This window comes from Endobacterium cereale (assembly GCF_009617585.1).
GTDB classification, from domain to species: Bacteria; Pseudomonadota; Alphaproteobacteria; order Rhizobiales; family Rhizobiaceae; genus Neorhizobium; species Neorhizobium cereale.
On record NZ_WIXI01000022.1, the window covers coordinates 244238 to 261211 of the forward strand.

General features: G+C 58.7%; 20 protein-coding genes. 10 read left to right on the forward strand and 10 right to left on the reverse strand.

Features of this window, described 5'->3' with window-relative positions; translation table 11 throughout:
- Window positions 1-66 precede the first annotated feature (66 nt).
- From GAO09_RS01400 to GAO09_RS01415, 4 genes are all read right to left on the reverse strand, one after another.
- Window positions 67-2196: a hybrid sensor histidine kinase/response regulator gene (locus GAO09_RS01400; RefSeq protein WP_209018565.1), complete on the reverse strand. Its 2130-nt coding sequence runs from the start codon at window positions 2194-2196 to the stop codon at window positions 67-69.
- Window positions 2197-2269: 73 nt separating this feature from the next.
- A complete protein-coding gene (lspA, locus tag GAO09_RS01405; RefSeq protein ID WP_153352275.1) occupies window positions 2270-2791 on the reverse strand; it encodes a signal peptidase II in 522 nt (173 codons plus the stop codon).
- An 11-nt stretch (window positions 2792-2802) separates the two neighbouring features.
- Entirely contained in the window at window positions 2803-3663 is an 861-nt protein-coding gene (locus GAO09_RS01410) for a TrmH family RNA methyltransferase (RefSeq protein ID WP_153352276.1), read from the reverse strand.
- Window positions 3660-4889, reverse strand: a complete 1230-nt coding sequence (locus tag GAO09_RS01415; protein ID WP_153352277.1) for a class I SAM-dependent rRNA methyltransferase — start codon at window positions 4887-4889, stop codon at window positions 3660-3662. The genes GAO09_RS01410 and GAO09_RS01415 overlap by 4 nt, the downstream gene beginning before the upstream one ends.
- 161 nt (window positions 4890-5050) lie before the next feature.
- Here GAO09_RS01415 and GAO09_RS01420 point away from each other — a divergent pair, with 161 nt between their 5' ends.
- The gene (locus GAO09_RS01420; protein WP_153352278.1) at window positions 5051-5524 is read left to right on the forward strand and encodes an SRPBCC family protein; all 474 of its coding nucleotides are present in this window, start codon (window positions 5051-5053) and stop codon (window positions 5522-5524) included.
- Here the strand turns inward: GAO09_RS01420 and GAO09_RS01425 are convergent.
- The 4 genes from GAO09_RS01425 to sppA form a co-directional block, all read right to left on the reverse strand.
- Window positions 5503-5715: a hypothetical protein gene (locus GAO09_RS01425; RefSeq protein ID WP_153352279.1), complete on the reverse strand. Its 213-nt coding sequence runs from the start codon at window positions 5713-5715 to the stop codon at window positions 5503-5505. The genes GAO09_RS01420 and GAO09_RS01425 overlap by 22 nt on opposite strands.
- A gap of 7 nt (window positions 5716-5722) precedes the next feature.
- On the reverse strand, window positions 5723-6055 hold the full coding sequence (locus GAO09_RS01430) for a LapA family protein (protein WP_153352280.1): 333 nt from the start codon (window positions 6053-6055) through the stop codon (window positions 5723-5725).
- A 124-nt stretch (window positions 6056-6179) separates the two neighbouring features.
- The gene (locus GAO09_RS01435; protein ID WP_112729732.1) at window positions 6180-6485 is read right to left on the reverse strand and encodes an integration host factor subunit beta; all 306 of its coding nucleotides are present in this window, start codon (window positions 6483-6485) and stop codon (window positions 6180-6182) included.
- Between the two features lie 24 nt (window positions 6486-6509).
- A complete protein-coding gene (gene sppA / locus GAO09_RS01440) occupies window positions 6510-7469 on the reverse strand; it encodes a signal peptide peptidase SppA (protein WP_153352281.1) in 960 nt (319 codons plus the stop codon).
- 333 nt (window positions 7470-7802) lie between these two features.
- On the opposite strand from sppA, the gene lptC reads away from it, so the two are divergent.
- From lptC to ptsN, 6 genes are all read left to right on the forward strand, one after another.
- The gene (gene lptC / locus GAO09_RS01445) at window positions 7803-8426 is read left to right on the forward strand and encodes an LPS export ABC transporter periplasmic protein LptC (protein ID WP_153352282.1); all 624 of its coding nucleotides are present in this window, start codon (window positions 7803-7805) and stop codon (window positions 8424-8426) included.
- 9 nt (window positions 8427-8435) lie between these two features.
- Entirely contained in the window at window positions 8436-8984 is a 549-nt protein-coding gene (locus GAO09_RS01450) for an LptA/OstA family protein (protein WP_153352283.1), read from the forward strand.
- Between the two features lie 9 nt (window positions 8985-8993).
- The gene (lptB, locus tag GAO09_RS01455; RefSeq protein ID WP_410767976.1) at window positions 8994-9791 is read left to right on the forward strand and encodes an LPS export ABC transporter ATP-binding protein; all 798 of its coding nucleotides are present in this window, start codon (window positions 8994-8996) and stop codon (window positions 9789-9791) included.
- A 152-nt stretch (window positions 9792-9943) separates the two neighbouring features.
- Entirely contained in the window at window positions 9944-11506 is a 1563-nt protein-coding gene (gene rpoN, locus GAO09_RS01460; RefSeq protein ID WP_153352284.1) for an RNA polymerase factor sigma-54, read from the forward strand.
- 260 nt (window positions 11507-11766) lie between these two features.
- On the forward strand, window positions 11767-12336 hold the full coding sequence (hpf, locus tag GAO09_RS01465) for a ribosome hibernation-promoting factor, HPF/YfiA family (protein ID WP_153352685.1): 570 nt from the start codon (window positions 11767-11769) through the stop codon (window positions 12334-12336).
- A gap of 67 nt (window positions 12337-12403) precedes the next feature.
- Window positions 12404-12868 (forward strand): PTS IIA-like nitrogen regulatory protein PtsN, encoded by a 465-nt coding sequence (ptsN, locus tag GAO09_RS01470; RefSeq protein ID WP_153352285.1) that lies wholly within the window; start codon window positions 12404-12406, stop codon window positions 12866-12868.
- A gap of 76 nt (window positions 12869-12944) precedes the next feature.
- Here the strand turns inward: ptsN and grpE are convergent, their stop codons facing one another.
- Together grpE and hrcA are read right to left on the reverse strand one after the other, a co-directional pair.
- Window positions 12945-13568 carry a nucleotide exchange factor GrpE gene (gene grpE, locus GAO09_RS01475; RefSeq protein WP_153352286.1) on the reverse strand — a complete coding sequence of 208 codons (624 nt, stop codon included), beginning with the start codon at window positions 13566-13568 and terminating at the stop codon, window positions 12945-12947.
- A 106-nt stretch (window positions 13569-13674) separates the two neighbouring features.
- A complete protein-coding gene (gene hrcA / locus GAO09_RS01480; protein ID WP_153352287.1) occupies window positions 13675-14757 on the reverse strand; it encodes a heat-inducible transcriptional repressor HrcA in 1083 nt (360 codons plus the stop codon).
- A gap of 176 nt (window positions 14758-14933) precedes the next feature.
- On the opposite strand from hrcA, the gene rph reads away from it, so the two are divergent.
- The 3 genes from rph to rdgB all read left to right on the forward strand — a co-directional run bounded on the left by rph (window position 14934) and on the right by rdgB (window position 16969).
- Entirely contained in the window at window positions 14934-15656 is a 723-nt protein-coding gene (gene rph, locus GAO09_RS01485) for a ribonuclease PH (protein ID WP_153352288.1), read from the forward strand.
- 253 nt (window positions 15657-15909) lie between these two features.
- Window positions 15910-16314, forward strand: coding sequence for a VOC family protein (locus GAO09_RS01490; protein WP_153352289.1), 405 nt, complete (start codon window positions 15910-15912; stop codon window positions 16312-16314).
- Window positions 16315-16324: 10 nt separating this feature from the next.
- On the forward strand, window positions 16325-16969 hold the full coding sequence (gene rdgB, locus GAO09_RS01495) for an RdgB/HAM1 family non-canonical purine NTP pyrophosphatase (RefSeq protein WP_153352290.1): 645 nt from the start codon (window positions 16325-16327) through the stop codon (window positions 16967-16969).
- Window positions 16970-16974 lie beyond the last annotated feature (5 nt).

Genomic DNA, 16974 nt, shown 5'->3' on the forward strand with positions numbered 1-16974 from the left:
ATGGCTGTCATAAATCATTTCCATGCGACATTGCCGTGACAGTGTTTGTCACATTGGCTGGCGACGTCAAGATGCCTGACGCATGGCTGCCGTTCCGAATTGCCGCACCGAGGACAGAAGTGCGTCTGGCGTGACCGGCTTTTCCATGACATGTGCGGCACCGGCCGAGATGACCTGTGCATGCTGGCTTTCCCTGCTCTCGCCTGTGAGAATTATGACAGGCAGGTTTTGGCCGCGGAGGCTTGATGCGGACGTGATGTTGCCGAGGGCTTCAATGATCTCACCGCCCGGCATATGCATGTCCGAAATAACAAGATCGGGTGGCGTATCGCCGCAGGCGGCAGACAAGAGCGAAGGGAAATCCGCAACACGCGTGACCGTATGTCCGGAGCGTTTCAGAATGGTGGCATAAAGCATAGCGCTGACGGCATCGTCCTCGGCAAGCACGATGGACAGGCCCGGTTGAGCCGTCGCTCTGGTCTCGATAGTCGGCGCCGAGCCTGGCGTTTCGACCAACGTCGCGGCGGCTGGCTCGCGACCGCCTAAACGCCCACGCAGGACATCGATCAGCGTGCGTTCGCGTAGAGGACGGATGAGCCAGGCGTCATACAGTTCCTGTGGCTGGCTGCCACGATCTTCGGGGTTGACCAGAAGAATACGACGCAGACCATCATGAACGAGCGTACCGGCGGGGCCACCGGCGAGACGGTGATCAACGATGAGATCGGTGAAGCGATCCGCACCTCTGCCCGCATCCTCGATCCGCCTTTCGGCCTCGGCATTGCTACCAACCTGAATGCATGTGCCACCCAGCGTTTCGATCAGGCCGATGATGGCCGAAGAAGACGGGCCTTGCGGTGCAAGCAGCAGCACGCGAGATGGGCGCAAAGCCTCGGCGCGGCCAGACGGCTGAGCGCGAGTGCCCTCAACAAAAGCGGCGGCGCTTTCGGTCGGCGCCAGCGGCAGGCGGATGGTGAAGGTGGAGCCGACGCCCTTTTCGCTTTCCACAGAAAGGGAGCCGCCGAATTCCTGTACGATACGATGCGAAATCGCCATGCCGAGACCGGTTCCGCCACTGCGGGCCTCGGCCGTGCCTGCCTGTTCGAATTCGCCGAAAATACGCGCTTGTTCTTCCGCTGTCATGCCGGGGCCGGTGTCGGATACGGTGATGACGACGTTTTCCGTTTCCGGCCAGGCGCGGATGAGGACACCGCCTGTCTGGGTAAACTTCACCGCATTGCCGATAACGTTGAACAGCACCTGACGCAGGCGGGCGGGATCGAAATCGTGCAGATCCGGCAGGTCGGACATGACGGTTGCGCCGATTTCCACCTGCTTTTCGTGGGCGCGCGGGGCAACCATTTCCATAACGCTTTCGATCAACTGGCGCAGGTTCTCGGCGCGCGTGTTGAGCTTGAAGCGACCGGCTTCCATGGTGGAATAGTCGAGAAGATCATCGACCAGCTGGGCGAGTGCCTGCCCGGCCTGGCGGATGCCGCCGATATAGTTCTGCTGCTCCGGCGACAGATGCGTGCGGCCGAGAAGCTGTCCCATGCCAAGAATGCCGTTGAGCGGGGTGCGCAACTCGTGCACGACCGTAGCAAGCTGGCGGGATTTGGTGAGATTGAGCGCTTCGGCTTTCAGCCGCGCAACTTCCTGTTCTTCGCGTGCCAGACGTTCCTCGGTGACATCGCGAGCAAAACCGTGCAGCATAACGTTGCTGTCGGCGTCGCGGACAGGAACATCGCGCCACCAGAAGATGCGAAAACCGGATGGACCGGTGATTTCAAGATCGCGACCCGTGAGTGTCGGCTCTGCGAGATCGATCGGCTGGGCGGACTGGGCACGAGCACGAAATCCAAGCCCTTCGAGCGTGCGACCTTCAGGTGCGTCGCAACGGGTCAGCCGCCGGAAGATGCCATTGGCATCGACGATACGACCATCGACCGTGCGGGTGACGGCAACCTCGCCGAGAGCATCGGCCAAATTGGCGGGATCGATGGGCGGAGCGGCGACGGAAACCGGCGCCCCGCGGTGACTGCCGAGACGGGAAAAGAAGTTCAGCCAGGCCGGACTTGGCGGTGTTTCCGCAACGGCCTGCTTTGGAAAGGCGATCGGAGCCGCAGCATCGTCGCGTGCGCGCTCCTCCTCGGACGGTGCCGGGGCACCGAAGGCAGCGATCAGACGATTTTGCATGTCGGCTATCTTGCGCATGTTTAAAAACTAACATGCGCTTCCTTCCGAATGCTTTCGGGCGAAGGTTAATGGTTTAGATTTTTGGCTGTTCGGGTTTCTTGCGGATCGAACCCAGAATCTCATCCAGAATGACACAGCCGGCCCCGATGGTGATGAAACTGTCGGCGAGGTTGAAGACGGCGAAGGACCAGGTGGATGTATAGAACAGAATGTAATCGATCACATGGCCATAAAGGAAACGGTCGAACAGGTTACCGAGCGCACCGGCTATGATGAAGGCGAAACCGGCATGGGCAAAAGTGCGATCCGCCGGGGTTCGGCGCCACAACCAGATGACGAAGGCGCAGATGGCGAGGCGCATGGTAACGATGAACCAGCCATCCATATGATCGAGCATGGAGAAGGCAACGCCGGTATTATAGGTGCGATACAGTGCCAGCATGGGCACGACATGCACCGCCTCCTCCAGCGGCAGGTAATTGTCGACCGCGATCTTGATGATCTGGTCGAGGATGAGGGCAATGATGATGAAGATCGCGATCGGCAGCGGCCGCGAGAGAAGCGTCGGTCGAAGCGGGGCGGTTTCGGTCGTCATGCCGGTCCTTTTCAGATTTTCAGAAGATGGCGGCGGGCTTCGAACAGCATGACCGCCGTTGCCACCGCGAGATTGAGGCTGTCTGCCAGACCCTGCTGCGGAATACGCACCAGACGCGTGGCCGATTTGGCAAGATTTTCCGGCAGACCCGACTGTTCGTTGCCCATCAGGATCACGACCGGCTTTTTCGAATAATCGACCGTGCGGTAATCAACCGAACCTGCCAGATGCGTGGCGACGATTTCCGCGCCGGCATGTTTTTGCCAGGACAGGAATTCTTCGACCGAAGCGCGGATCAAAGGTGTAGCAAAGATCGAGCCCATGGTAGCGCGCACGGTTTCCAGCGAAAACGGGTCGGTGCATTCCCCAACCAGAATGACGCCGGAAGCGCCGGCGGCATCGGCGGTGCGGATGATTGTGCCGAGGTTGCCGGGATCACGTACCCGATCCAGCGCGACAAAGGTCTGGCCGTTTTCCGGGCGGATGTCCGACAGGCGGGTCCAGCGGCTTTCAAAGATGCCGACAACCATCTGCGGATTGTCGCGGCGGGTGATCGACGACAGAACCTTCTCACTGACTTCCAGCACAAGGCCGCCATTGGCGACGGTCTTTGTCGCCACCTGTTCGACCAGCGGTTTACCCTTGGCGGCCTTGGCATAAACCAGCGTGCGGATCTTCCAACCGAGTTCCAGCGCATCGATGACCAGCTTCAGGCCCTCGGCCATAAACGTGCCGGTTTCCTCGCGGGTCTTCTTGTCGGACAGCGCCTTGATGTCCTTGACGATCGGGTTGGCGAGGCTGGTGACTTCCTTCACCTGGCCGACGCGGCGCGGGCCTTCCCGCCTGAAATCGGAACGATATTCTTCGGTCATTTCGGCACCCAGCGGGAAAAGAGGGAGGTGGAAAGCGCGCGCTCATGGCTTTTGCCGTCAACACCGGCTTCGCGGATGACGAGTTCGCCGGATTCGACGACGCCACCGGCGCCACGCATGGTTTCGCGCATCAGCTCATGGATGGAGTAAAAACTGGCGCGGATGGAATAGGCGGTCAACACGAGGCCGACGGCTTTTGGCGACAGAAGCTCGCGGCAGATATCCAGCATGTTCGGTAGATGCTCGAACAGGTGCCAGACCTCGCCATTCGGCCCGCGCCCGAATTTCGGCGGATCGGTGAGAATGATGTCGTATTTGCTGCCACGCCGTTCCTCGCGCTGGATGAACTTCATGGCGTCCTCGCAGATCCAGCGGATCGGAGCGCGTTCAAGACCAGCGAGTGCCTGATTTTCACGGGCCCAACCGATCGCCTTTTTCGAGGCATCGACATGGGTGACCTCGGCGCCGGCACCTGCTGCCACCAGTGAAGCGACGCCTGTGTAACCGAAGAGGTTCAGAACCTTCAGCGGGCGATCGGCTTTTTCCTGTTGTTCCTTGACCCACGCCCAATGGACGATCTGTTCCGGGAACACACCGACATGGCGGAAGGACGTGAAACGACCGAGAAAATCGATGCCGAGCAGCGACAGAGGCCATGTTTCGCCGAGCGCATCCTTGGGGAAACGCCAGCGGCCCATGCCGTCCTCGTCGGTATCGCCGGTGAAAACGGCGTCGGCATTGTCCCAGATGTGTTCGGGCAGAGCCGGCTTCCAGAGCGCCTGCGCTTCCGGGCGCACGATACGGTAAGGCCCGTATTGCTCGAGCTTCAGCCCATTGCCGGTATCGATCAGATGAAAATCACCGGCGCCGGTGGATTCGAGAATGACCGGAATACGTTCGGGTGGGCGTTCGCCGCTGCGCTTGATCATCAGGCGCTGTTCGGCACTCGCCGCCTGCCGGGCTTCGGCCTCACGCAAATTGCCGAACTGCGCATGTTCGCTACGCTGCGGACGTGGTTTTGCTTCGACGCGCTGTTCCTGCGGACGAGTAGCCTTGAAAGGCTTCGCCGATGAACGCTCATTGTGAGACGCACCGGCCGGCTTGCCGGACGGACGGGCTGGCTTGGCGGCCGATTTACCCGCCGATTGGCCGGGAGCCTTGCCAACTGTCTTGCCGGCCGGTTTTCCGGCGGGGCGCGATCCCGGGCGCCGTTCCTTGTTCTTCATGGTCATTTTCCCGAGCACGATCAGGCCGATCCGGTCGGGCCTTCCTTTATCTGGCGTGCAAATAGCATTGCCGCGCCCCTTGGCAAAGGGCTTTCCCTTTCGCAGATAGGTGACAAAAGACGAAATAAGCGGCATTGCCGCACCGAGAAAAGGAGAAGCCCATGGACGTGACCGGCGAGGAACGCATCGCAGCGAGCCGTGACAAGGTATGGGCCGGGCTCAATAACGCGGAAATCCTGAAGCACTGCATTCCTCATTGCAAAAGCCTGGATTGGCAATCGGACAGAGAACTCGTCGCCGTTATCCGCATCAAGCTCGGGCCGATTGCCAGCAATTTTTCCGGCACGATCACACTGTCGAACGTGAACGCCCCCGCAAGCTATCGGCTTTCTGCAGCGGGAAAGGGTGGCATTCTCGGTTTTGCACAGGGAGCAGCCGATGTGGAACTGATCGAGTATGGCGACGAGACGATCCTGCGTTACGTGGCTGCGGCGGAACTTGGCGGACGACTGGCACAGCTCGGGTCAAAACTGATCGGTGCCGCCACACAGCGACTGGCTGCGCGGTTCTTTTCGGATTTTAATGATGCTGTGAGTGGGCGGAAAACGTTACATCACGCCGGCGCACCGAAATAGTCCTTGAGTGCGGCAAGCTCATTTCGCTCCGCATCCGTAAAATATGTGGCACAGGCTTCCAGACCTTCGAAAGCCAACAACCATTCGCCAACATTGAAAAATTGGCGGATCGACCTGGTTTCCAACGATCGCTGCTCAAGCGCAGATGTGAGACGCTCGATGCCTGCAATAGCCTCGTCTTCGGTCAGCACGAGATGCTTATTTGATCCGCAACTGCTTTGCCTCGACAGGAGAGATCGACGGCTTGCCGTTCTGCTGCCATTTCACGGCTTCGCGGGCTTCCGTGCGGGCCTGCTTGCGATAGCGGCCCTGATTCCACCAGGTGACCATCGAACCGACGCCCATGCCAAAGATCACCGACAGGAAGAGGAGAACAAAGAGCGGCGCAGAAACCGAAAGTACGCTGTCCTGCGGCTGAAAGGGATTAAGCGCAAGCGTGACGCTTTGGCGGTTGGCGACACAGAGCACGATCAGCAGGATGCCGAGCGGTACAAAAATCACGAGATTGGCGATTTTCCTGACCTTTGTCATGGTCCCTCTCATCATTTCTGTATTCAACAAACAGCAAGCCAGCTGGCGGCGTGGTACTCCAGCCGCCCTACTGAACTAGGTCCAAATATTCGCTTTTCAAGCGAAGCGAAGAGTCGTGATCGCCTCAGTCGGCATCTTCTTCGTCGGCAAGATCGGGGTTCAGCCGCTCGCGGAGTTCCTTGCCTGTTTTGAAGAAAGGGACCCACTTTTCCTCGACGAACACGGTTTCACCCGTGCGCGGGTTGCGGCCGGAGCGCGACGGACGGTTTTTGACCGAAAACGCCCCGAACCCGCGCAATTCCACGCGATTGCCACCGGCAAGCGCATCGGTAATCTCATCGAGAACGGCGTTGACGATATTTTCCACGTCACGGTGATAAAGATGCGGATTGCGGGCCGCGACGATCTGCACCAGTTCCGACTTGATCACGATCTTCCCCCAGAAATCATTGAATTATCTGTCACTACCAACCTGCCAAACGGAAACGAGACCGTCAAGGAACAACTTCTCCGCGCCCCATCGCTGCAGCGATTCGGGCGAAAGATCCATTTCAATACCCATCAGCCGCGCGGCATGGCCGACGACCATCGGAAGTGATAAGAACAAACCTTCGTCCTTCTTCTTCCATTCCAGCACCGGCAAGTCTTTTGCAACACCCTTGGTTTCGAGCCAGTCGCGAATTTCCTTATCGCCACCGAGCTGGTCGATCAACTTGACCTTCAGCGCCTGCCGACCGGTATAGATTGAGCCATCGGCGAGCTTCAGGGTTTCCTCGCGCGACAGGCCGCGACGTTCTGCCACAAGGTCGACGAACCAGTCATAGCTGTCCATAATCATCGAGCGGATCATCGCGGTTGCTTCTTCGCTGGCCGGATGGAACGGCGAGGGTTCGGCCTTAAGTGGCGCAGACTTGATTTCCTGATGCGAGACACCGAGCTTCTTCATCAACTCGTCAAACTGCGGATACTGGAAAATCACGCCGATCGAGCCGGTGATCGAGCTTTCTCCCGCGATGATCATGTCACCGGCAGAGGCAATCATGTAGCCGGCTGATGCGGCAAGCGTGCGGATATCCGAAACGACGGGCTTCTTTTCCGCAATGGCGCGAATGGCCTTGAAAGTGCGCTCGCCGCCATAGGTGGTACCACCCGGCGAGGAGATCGACACGATCACCGCCTTGACCTGATCGTTGTTGGCAATGCGATCCAGCCGTTCGAAAAGCTCGGCATTATCGGTGATCATGCCGGAAATTTCGACACGTGCCACATGCGGGCGCACCGTATCCCGCTGATCACCGGCGGCGAAGCGATAAAGGGAAAAGCCAATGGCAATGACCAGAAGGAAGGCGGCTATGCGCCAGAAGGTCAGCTTGCGGCGCAGGCGCCTGCGGTCGGCATAGGCCATTTGATCCATGTTGGTCTTTGTCCCTCGTCAGCTTGGCTTGCACTGGTCCTAAATCCTTTCCCGAGAAAAAGGAACCGGCCCCACAAAAATCAAGAGTGCGCAGCACCATAACCAATCGCTAAACACCTCTGAGGGTGACGCTTGGCAGATCAAACGATTGCGAGTACACGTATTTGTGTCGTCCATTATTGTTTGTTGATGATTAATCGCCATATTCAAGGTTCAGGACGCCGGCTGCCCAAGCGCCGCGGCCATTCGATTGAAAATGCGGACGCATAAACGACTGCCTGGAGAAACCCGCTGCAGACCCTGACCCAATCCGGTCCCGTTAACGACGCCACCATGCGACAAACCAGAGCCTACAAGCTGGCTCAGGCGCATTCGTCGCGCGTAAAAAGGCTGAAGGTGCTTTTGCCGGTCGCCGCGCTGATCATTTCCCTTCTTTTTATCGGTGTATCCTTCATCCGCACCTTTTTGCCGGAAAACCTGACGATCCAGAGCGCCAAGATCGAGGACGGCAAGATCGTCATGGAAAGCCCGGCCATCGCCGGCCGCAATGACGATGGCGTCAGCTATTCCATGACGGCGACGCGGGCATTGCAGGATATTGCCGATCCGAACATGATCTCGCTTGAAAACGTGAAGGCAGCCATGCCGATGAGCAAGGACGTGATCGCCCGGGTTGCGGCGAGCGCCGGCATTTTCGACCGTGCCACGGACCGTATGCAGATGACCGCCCCTTTCGACGTGAACCTGAGCAATGGCCTGACGGCGAAGTTCCAGTCGGCCAACATGGACGTCAAGGCAGGCACGCTAGAGACGCCCGACACAATAACAATCTCCACGCCGGAAGCGTCTATTGTTGCAGACTCGATGAAGATAACGGATAAGGGAAAAACCATTACCTTCACAGGCGGGGTCCGGGTCGATCTCGAAGCCGCCTCGCTCAACAACCAAGATAAATAGAGCCCGGCCATGACCCTTCGCCGTTTCCTGACCCCGATGACCGTCCCGGCCGCCCTTGCTGCCTGTTTGATGGCCGGCAATGCGCTGGCACAGTCCTCCACCCGCATGGAGGGCATGGCGCTTTCCAACGACAAGCCGATCCAGATCGAAAGCGACCAGCTGGAAATTCAGGACACGGAAAAAAAGGCCTATTTCACTGGCAACGTCCGTGTCGTGCAGGGTGCGACAACGATGCGCGCCGGCAAGATGACGGTGGTTTATCTCGGCGAAGGTTCGTCGGTGACATCCGGCAACACCCAGATCGACAAGATTTTCCTGAACGACACGGTTCACCTGACATCTGGCCAGCAGAATGCGACGGCTGATCAGGGTGAGTTCGTCATGGCCTCGCAGACCTTTGTATTGACCGGCAAGCAGGTCGTGCTGTCCGACGGGCCGAACGTTTTTCGCGGCTGCAAGCTGACGGTTCTGATGAAGACAGGAGAAGCCAAGCTGACGCCCTGCCCCAACACCCGCGTGCAGATTCTGCTCGATCCGAAATCGAAGCCACAGCAGTAAACGCGCACAGTGAAGAATTTTTTCGCCAAACAGCCGAAGCCCGGCCAACCGGAACCCTTCGACCCGCGTGACAAGGCGCGTTACGAAGGCACGCTGATCGCGCATGGTCTGACCAAGACCTACGACTCGCGACGCGTCGTCAACGGCGTGTCGCTGGTCGTGCGTCGCGGCGAGGCTGTCGGCCTGCTCGGCCCCAACGGCGCCGGCAAGACCACCTGTTTCTACATGATCACCGGCCTTGTCGGTGTCGACCTCGGCATGATCGCTATCAACGGCTATGACGTGACGCGCATGCCTATGTACCGGCGCGCACGCCTTGGCGTCGGTTACCTGCCACAGGAAGCCTCGATCTTTCGTGGCCTGACGGTGGAAGAAAACATCCTTGCCGTTCTGGAAGTCCACCAGAAGGACAGGAAATTGCGCGCCCGCAAGCTGGACGAATTGCTGGAAGAGTTTCACATCGAACGGCTGCGCAAGTCGCCGGCAGTCGCGCTTTCGGGCGGCGAACGCCGTCGCCTCGAGATCGCGCGCGCGCTGGCAACCGACCCCGCCTTCATGCTGCTCGACGAACCTTTCGCAGGCGTCGATCCAATTTCGGTGTCGGATATCCAGAATCTCGTGCGTCACTTGACGGCTCGTGGCATCGGCGTTCTGATCACCGACCATAACGTACGTGAGACGCTTGGCCTCATCGATCGTGCCTATATCATCCATGCCGGTGAGGTTCTGACCCACGGCCGCGCCGACGACATCGTCAACAATGCCGATGTGCGCCGCCTTTATCTGGGTGACAAGTTCAGCCTCTGACGCATACACGTCATCAAAATAGCGCCGGCTGCATGTCGGCGCTTGACCAAACCCATATAAAAAGCAATTTTTGGGCCAAGTGAGATTTCCCGCATTCCTGCACGGGAAAAAACCCACGACCGGGAGATCGTCAGGGGAGTTTCGCGTCCAATATGGCCCTAGCTGCCAGCCTTTTGCTGCGACAGAACCAGTCGCTCGTCATGACGCCGCAACTGATGCAGTCAATCCAGCTGCTTCAGATGACGCATTTCGAGCTGAACCAGTTCATCGCACAGGAAGTGGAAAAAAACCCACTGCTCGAATTTTCGCCAAATGATGCCCAAGGCGCAGGCAATGAAGCCATGCCAGAGGCCGGTGGCGATGAACGGGACCATGCCAGCTCCGATGATGGCCGTGGCGATGGTGACGGCCAAGCCGACTGGTACGAAACCGGCCGGGCAGATGGTGGCGGGCATATTTCCGATCAGATCGACGCCAATTTCGAAAACGTCTTTCCCGACGACATGCCACAGGCCCGTCCCGATGCACCTGAGCTGATGGGACAATGGAAATCCATGCCCGGCGGCGAAAGCGGCGAACCTTACGATCTTGACGATTTTGTCGCCGGGCGTTTGAGCCTGCACGACCACATCAACCAGCAGATACCGCTACTGGTCGCCTCTTCCGCGGAGCGGCTGATCGCCCAGCATCTTCTCGACCAGCTCGACGATGTCGGTTACCTGCAAGCCGATACAAACGAGATTTCCCAGCGACTGGGCTCAAGCCTTGCGGAGGTGGAGGCCGTTCTTGAGCGCCTGCAAACGCTTGATCCGCCCGGCATATTTGCACGATCACTGTCCGAGTGCCTGGGTATCCAGTTGCGCCAGAAGGACCGGTTCGACCCGGCCATGCGGGCGCTGGTCGATCACCTGGAATTGCTGGCAAAGCGCGATTTCGCGAGCCTAAGAAAACTGTGCGGCGTCGATGAGGAAGATCTGGTCGACATGCTGGCGGAAATCCGTCAGCTCAACCCCAAGCCTGGCAGCGGTTTCGACACGGGCGTTTCGGAAGCAATCGTGCCCGATATTGTGGTGCGATCAGGCGCCGATGGCGGCTGGGCGATCGAGCTCAATCCCGACACCCTGCCAAAAGTTCTGGTCAACCAGACCTATTTCCAGACGGTTTCGAAAACCGTGGCGAAACAGAGCAATGATCAAGCCTTTCTATCCGAGTGCATGCAAAACGCCAATTGGCTGACACGCAGCCTCGACCAGCGAGCCCGTACGATCATGAAGGTGGCGACGGAAATCGTGCGCCAGCAGGACGCGTTTCTTGTCCATGGCATCAGCCATTTGCGACCGTTAAACCTGAAAACGGTAGCCGAGGCGATCAAGATGCACGAATCGACGGTGAGCAGAGTCACCTCGAACAAATACATGCTGACACCGCGAGGCCTGTTCGAGCTGAAATATTTTTTCACCGTTTCGATCAGTTCTGCCGAGGGGGGCGACAATCATTCCGCGGAATCGGTGCGCCATCAGATTCGCAAGATGATTGCGCAGGAATCACCCGACGCCGTTCTTTCGGATGACGATATTGTTATCAGCCTGAAGAAGGGTGGCGTCGACCTGGCTCGCCGCACGGTTGCAAAATATCGCGAAGCAATGAACATTCCCTCCTCCGTACAGAGACGTCGTGAGAAGCGCGCGATGGCAAAGGTTTCCGCTGCTGGCTGAGCCGTTTCGGGGCTTGTGAAACGTCGAGTTTCCCACAGGCGCAGGGCCTTGCACCACATGCTAATTTTCCCTGCCGTTGACTTTCCATACCTCTGCGGCTAGAAGCCCGCCGCATCGGCTTGGAGATATGCGCCGCACCCTTGATCCCTCAATTATGACCTGACAGCGCAATTTGCCTCATCACCGCGTGAAGAGCTTGGATGCATCCGCGGCTTGGCGTAAACTGGTTCGTGCAAGTCACGACAAGAAGGAAACAATCCATGAGTGTGCGTGTATCTGGAAAGCATATGGAGATTGGCGACTCGTTCCGTCAGAAGATCGAAAGCCATATCGGCGATGCGGTTACCAAATACTTCGACGGGGGATATTCCAGCCAGGTGATCGTCGAGAAGGCGGGTTCTTCGCGCTTTTCGGCAGATTGCAAGATCCACCTGGATTCGGGCGTGGTTTTCCACGCAGCCGGTGAGGCGAACGATCCGCAGCTGAGCTTCGATGCTGCTGCAGAACGGATCGAAAAGCGTCTGCGTCGCTACAAGCGTCGCCTTAAGGACCATCATGCCAACGGCAATAGTTCTGAGGACGTCGCATACGCGATCATGGATTCCATTCCTGACGACGACCAGGAAGTGGCGGAGGATTTTGCTCCGACCATCGTCGCCGAAAGCTCCAAGCAGCTGCGCACCATGACGGTGGCCACAGCTGTGATGGCGCTCGATATGACCGATGAACCAGTTCTTCTGTTCCGTAGCCCGGACAAGGAACTGAACATCGTTTACCGCCGTAACGACGGCAATATTGGCTGGGTCGACGCCGCCAATATCAAAGGATAAGAGACTTGTCGGGAGCGGTTAAGAATCCGCTCCCCTCGCCCCGGTGGGTGGCAAAAGGATGAGAAGAATGGCTTTGGCAGATCTGCTGCAGCAAGATGCGATTATCCCCAGCTTGAAGGTGAATTCCAAAAAGCAATTGCTGCAGGAACTGGCTGCAAAAGCCGCCAAACTGACCGGCGTCAATGAGCGAGAGATCTTTGACGTGATCGTGCAGCGCGAGCGTCTCGGCTCCACCGGCGTCGGCCATGGCATTGCCATTCCGCACGGCAAGCTGACCTCGATCTCGCAGATCGTCGGCCTGTTTGCCCGCCTCGACGCACCTGTCGATTTCGAGGCCCTGGACGACGAACCGGTTGATCTGGTTTTCCTGCTGCTTGCCCCTGAGGGTGCCGGTGCCGATCACCTGAAGGCGCTTTCGCGCATTGCCCGCGTGCTGCGCGACCATGATCTGGTGGCCAAGCTGCGCGCCACCGATTCAGCCTCGGCCATCTATGCCTTCCTCAACGAGGAACAGGCTTCCAACGCAGCCTGAGGCATTTTTCAATTTCACAAACAAAAAGCCCGGGTATCATCCATACCCGGGCTTTTTGTTGAATGGATATAAGCGATCAGGCCTTGTCCGCAGCTTCCGCCACTTCGACCTTCGGGCCGCCCTTGGCAACGCCGACCATGGCCGGACGAAGCACGCGCTCGCCGATCTTGTAACCGTCCTGAACGACCTGCACGACGGTGTTGTTCGGCACCGCCGGGTTTGGCACTTCGAACATGGCCTGATGGAAGTTCGGGTCGAACTTTTCGCCTTCCGGCTCGATCTTTTTCACGCCATGGCGTTCAAGCGTCGACAGCATGGAGCGTTCCGTCATTTCCACGCCTTCAAGAAGCGTGGTCAGGCCGGCATCCGCAGCAGCGCGCATTTCAGCCGGGACGGCATCCAGAGCACGGCGAAGATTGTCGGACACGCCGAGCATGTCGCGGGCAAAACTGGTGACGCCGTAAACCTTGGCATCCTTCAGTTCCCGCTCGGTGCGGCGGCGCAGATTATCCATATCGGCGGCAAGGCGCACGAAACGGTCGCGCAGATCGGCATTTTCCGCCTGCAGTTCCGCGATCGGGTCAAACTCGGCGATGTCGGCTTCGTTTGCGGCAGTATCGTCCATCGCGGACGCCACGGCTTCGGCAGTGTTTTCGGTGGCTGCCGCGTCAGTGCCGTTGTTCTTGGTTTCGTCGGTCATGACGGTCTCCGGGTGGTGTTCGTGTGAAGTGGCCCCGATATCAGGGTTTGAGCCGAAAAAATCAAGGCTTTGAGGCGATCAAGCGGCAAGCCGACAAAAATGCCGGTCAAACAGGGGTGCGCGACATGCGGGCCAGAAGCTGTGCTGTGTAATCCACCATGGGCACGATGCGCGAATAATTGAGCCGTGTCGGGCCGATGACGCCGACGGCGCCGACGATACGATCCTCGCCGTCGCGATAGGGTGCGACAATGAGCGACGAGCCGGAAAGCGAAAACAGCTTGTTTTCTGAACCGATGAAGATGCGCACACCCGGCCCGCTTTCGGCAAGATTGAGGATCTCGATCAGACTGTCCTTCTTTTCGAGATCATCAAACAAAAGCCGCAGACGATCCATGTCATCGGCCCCTTCCAAACCCTGAAGGAGGTTGGCGCGGCCGCGCACGATCAGCTGCGCCGGCTTGCCTTCGCCATTATCGCCCGACCAGACGGCAAGGCCACGCGCGACCAGATCCTGCGACAGCGCATCGAGCTCACCCTTCACCTGCTCCTGGAGCCTGGTGATCTGGCTGCGCAGGTCCGGCAGGGTCTGGCCGGTCAGATGCGCGTTGACGTAATTGGCGGCCTCGGTGAGCTGCGACGAAGTTATGCCCGCAGGCAGATCGATGACTCGATTTTCCACCTGATTGTGTTCGCCGACGAGAATGGCGAGCGCCTTGGTGGGTTCAAGCCGGATGAACTCCACATGTTTGAGGACCGGATCGCTTTTCGAGGTGATGACGATACCGGCACCGCGTGAAACGCCCGACAGCATGCGGCTCGCCTCGGTCAACATGCTCTCGATCGGCTGGCCGCGATCCGACGCCCGCACCTCACGATCGATATTGGCGCGTTCTTCCGGCGAAAGATCCCCTACCTGCATGAAGGCATCGACAAAGAAACGCAGGCCCGTCTGGGTCGGCAGGCGGCCGGCGCTGATATGCGGCGAATAGATGAGGCCAAGCTCTTCGAGATCGCTCATGACATTGCGCACCGAGGCCGGCGACAACGACATCGGCAGAAGCCGCGACAGATTGCGCGAGCCGAGCGGTTCACCATTTTCCAGATAGCTTTCGACGATGCGACGAAAGATTTCGCGCGAACGGTCGTCGAGGATGGATTCGCTGCCTGTCGATGCCGAAAATGCCATTTTTCTCTTTACCCTGCCTGCGAACCTTCGTCGTCTGACAATGCAAATATAATGCCGCGCCGGCCATGGCAAAAGGGAAAAGCAGCTTCGCCGCTTATGCTTACCATTCGGCTTTTCCTTTGCAAAAGCGATCCCACAGTTCTAGAAACGCGATCACCATATTCATGGAGTAAAGCATGCGGCCTTCAGGCAGAAAAACCGACCAGATGCGCAAGATCTCTTTCGAGCGCAATTTTTCCAAGCACGCGGAAGGCTCGTGCCTCGTGAAATTCGGCGAGACGCATGTGCTGTGCACGGCAAGCCTCGAAGAAAAGACGCCACCGTGGCTGCGCAATTCCGGCAAGGGCTGGGTGACGGCCGAATACGGCATGCTGCCGCGCGCCACCGGCGACCGTATGCGGCGCGAAGCTGCCACTGGCAAGCAGGGCGGCCGTACGCAGGAAATCCAGCGCCTGATCGGCCGCAGCCTTCGCGCCGTCGTCGATCTGGAAGCACTGGGCGAAAAGCAGATCACCATCGATTGCGACGTCATCCAGGCGGATGGCGGCACGCGCACGGCAGCCATCACCGGCGGCTTTATTGCCCTGCATGATTGCCTGAAGTGGATGGAAGCCCGCAACATGGTGAAGGTCGACAAGGTGCTGAAAGACCATGTCGCCGCCATTTCCTGCGGAATCTTTGCCGGCCAATCGGTGATCGACCTCGACTACCTCGAGGATTCCGCTGCCGAAACCGACGCCAATTTCGTGATGACCGGCTCCGGCGGCATCGTCGAGGTTCAGGGCACGGCCGAAGGCAAGCCGTTCAGCCGCGAAGAGTTTTTGACGCTGCTGGATCTGGCGACCGCCGGCACCGCCGAACTGGTGGCGATGCAGAAGGCGGTCATCGCGGGCCAGTGACTATCATGGGCGGACGGCGATCAGCTATCGTCGCTGCCCGCACCATAGACGTTTGCGGCGTCACCGGGCTCATGGCCGATTTCGCGGGCTTCTAGCAGGATCGCTTTCCGGCCCACTCCAATAGGGTGGACCGCCCACCAGAGACTGGCGGCGATCAGAAACATGCCCGTTGCAAGTCCGATAAGCACTGGCAGCCAAACGGCCATACGCTGCATGCCGATTGATCGATGCACGCAACCGATATGGGATAGCCATGATCGACGGTATTCTCGAAACTGCGCTCTATGTCGATGATCTTGATACCGCCGAAGCTTTTTACGGCACACTTCTTGGCCTCGAAAAAATCTCACGCGCCGACAACCGCCACATCTTCTTCCGTTGCGGCCCCGGCATCCTTCTGATCTTCAACCGCACAGAGACCATCAAGCCACCCTCGCCGGAAAGTCTGCCGGTTCCGGTCCATGGCACGACGGGTGCGGGCCATGCCTGTTTCCGCGTCAGCCCGGAAACGATTGACTTGATCGCCGAAAAGCTCAACAAGGCGGGCGTTTCCATCGAAAGCGACTTTCGCTGGCCGAACGGCGCGCGATCGATCTATTTCCGCGATCCGGCCGGTAACAGCCTGGAATGCGCCGAACCCAAACTCTGGAATCTTTGAAGGACCGCCCATGCGCAAGCTCGAGACCCGCACCATTGTCGTTGCCAGCCACAATGCCGGAAAAATCCGCGAGATCGCCGACCTGATCGGTCCCTTCGGTTTTTCGGCAAAATCGGCGGCAGAACTGAAATTCCAGGAGCCGGATGAGACCGGCACGACGTTTGAAGAAAACGCAGCCATCAAGGCTCTGGCGTCTGCCAAGGCTTCCGGCCTGCCTGCGCTTTCCGACGACAGCGGTCTCGTGATCGACGCGCTCGACGGCGCACCGGGCGTCTATACCGCCAACTGGACCGAACGCGAGGATGGCAGCCGCGATTTTCCTTGGGCGATGCAAAAGGTGGAAACCGCTTTGCAGGACAAGGGTGCGACCACGGCGGACAAGCGTACCGCGCGTTTCGTCAGCGTGCTCTGCCTTGCTTGGCCCGACGGCCACACCGAGATGTTTAGAGGCGAAGTCGAGGGCACGATCGCCTGGCCGCCGCGCGGCGCCGATGGTTTTGGTTATGACCCTATCTTTCAGCCGCAGGGCTTTGACACCACATTCGGCGAAATGACGGCCGAAGAAAAGCACGGCTGGAAGCCCGGCGATGCGGAAGCGCTTTCTCACCGCGCGCGCGCCTTCAAGATTTTTGTCGAAACCTGCCTGGAAGCGTAAACAAC

What these genes read in the sequence shown, in the direction of transcription:
- GAO09_RS01400 (WP_209018565.1), bottom strand. Translation starts at nt 2,196, where the DNA reads ATGCAAAATCGTCTGATCGCTGCCTTCGGTGCCCCGGCACCGTCCGAG.
- lspA (WP_153352275.1), bottom strand. Translation starts at nt 2,791, where the DNA reads ATGACGACCGAAACCGCCCCGCTTCGACCGACGCTTCTCTCGCGGCCG.
- GAO09_RS01410 (WP_153352276.1), bottom strand. Translation starts at nt 3,663, where the DNA reads ATGACCGAAGAATATCGTTCCGATTTCAGGCGGGAAGGCCCGCGCCGC.
- GAO09_RS01415 (WP_153352277.1), bottom strand. Translation starts at nt 4,889, where the DNA reads ATGAAGAACAAGGAACGGCGCCCGGGATCGCGCCCCGCCGGAAAACCG.
- GAO09_RS01420 (WP_153352278.1), top strand. Translation starts at nt 5,051, where the DNA reads ATGGACGTGACCGGCGAGGAACGCATCGCAGCGAGCCGTGACAAGGTA.
- GAO09_RS01430 (WP_153352280.1), bottom strand. Translation starts at nt 6,055, where the DNA reads ATGACAAAGGTCAGGAAAATCGCCAATCTCGTGATTTTTGTACCGCTC.
- sppA (WP_153352281.1), bottom strand. Translation starts at nt 7,469, where the DNA reads ATGGATCAAATGGCCTATGCCGACCGCAGGCGCCTGCGCCGCAAGCTG.
- lptC (WP_153352282.1), top strand. Translation starts at nt 7,803, where the DNA reads ATGCGACAAACCAGAGCCTACAAGCTGGCTCAGGCGCATTCGTCGCGC.
- GAO09_RS01450 (WP_153352283.1), top strand. Translation starts at nt 8,436, where the DNA reads ATGACCCTTCGCCGTTTCCTGACCCCGATGACCGTCCCGGCCGCCCTT.
- rpoN (WP_153352284.1), top strand. Translation starts at nt 9,944, where the DNA reads ATGGCCCTAGCTGCCAGCCTTTTGCTGCGACAGAACCAGTCGCTCGTC.
- hpf (WP_153352685.1), top strand. Translation starts at nt 11,767, where the DNA reads ATGAGTGTGCGTGTATCTGGAAAGCATATGGAGATTGGCGACTCGTTC.
- ptsN (WP_153352285.1), top strand. Translation starts at nt 12,404, where the DNA reads ATGGCTTTGGCAGATCTGCTGCAGCAAGATGCGATTATCCCCAGCTTG.
- grpE (WP_153352286.1), bottom strand. Translation starts at nt 13,568, where the DNA reads ATGACCGACGAAACCAAGAACAACGGCACTGACGCGGCAGCCACCGAA.
- hrcA (WP_153352287.1), bottom strand. Translation starts at nt 14,757, where the DNA reads ATGGCATTTTCGGCATCGACAGGCAGCGAATCCATCCTCGACGACCGT.
- rph (WP_153352288.1), top strand. Translation starts at nt 14,934, where the DNA reads ATGCGGCCTTCAGGCAGAAAAACCGACCAGATGCGCAAGATCTCTTTC.
- GAO09_RS01490 (WP_153352289.1), top strand. Translation starts at nt 15,910, where the DNA reads ATGATCGACGGTATTCTCGAAACTGCGCTCTATGTCGATGATCTTGAT.
- rdgB (WP_153352290.1), top strand. Translation starts at nt 16,325, where the DNA reads ATGCGCAAGCTCGAGACCCGCACCATTGTCGTTGCCAGCCACAATGCC.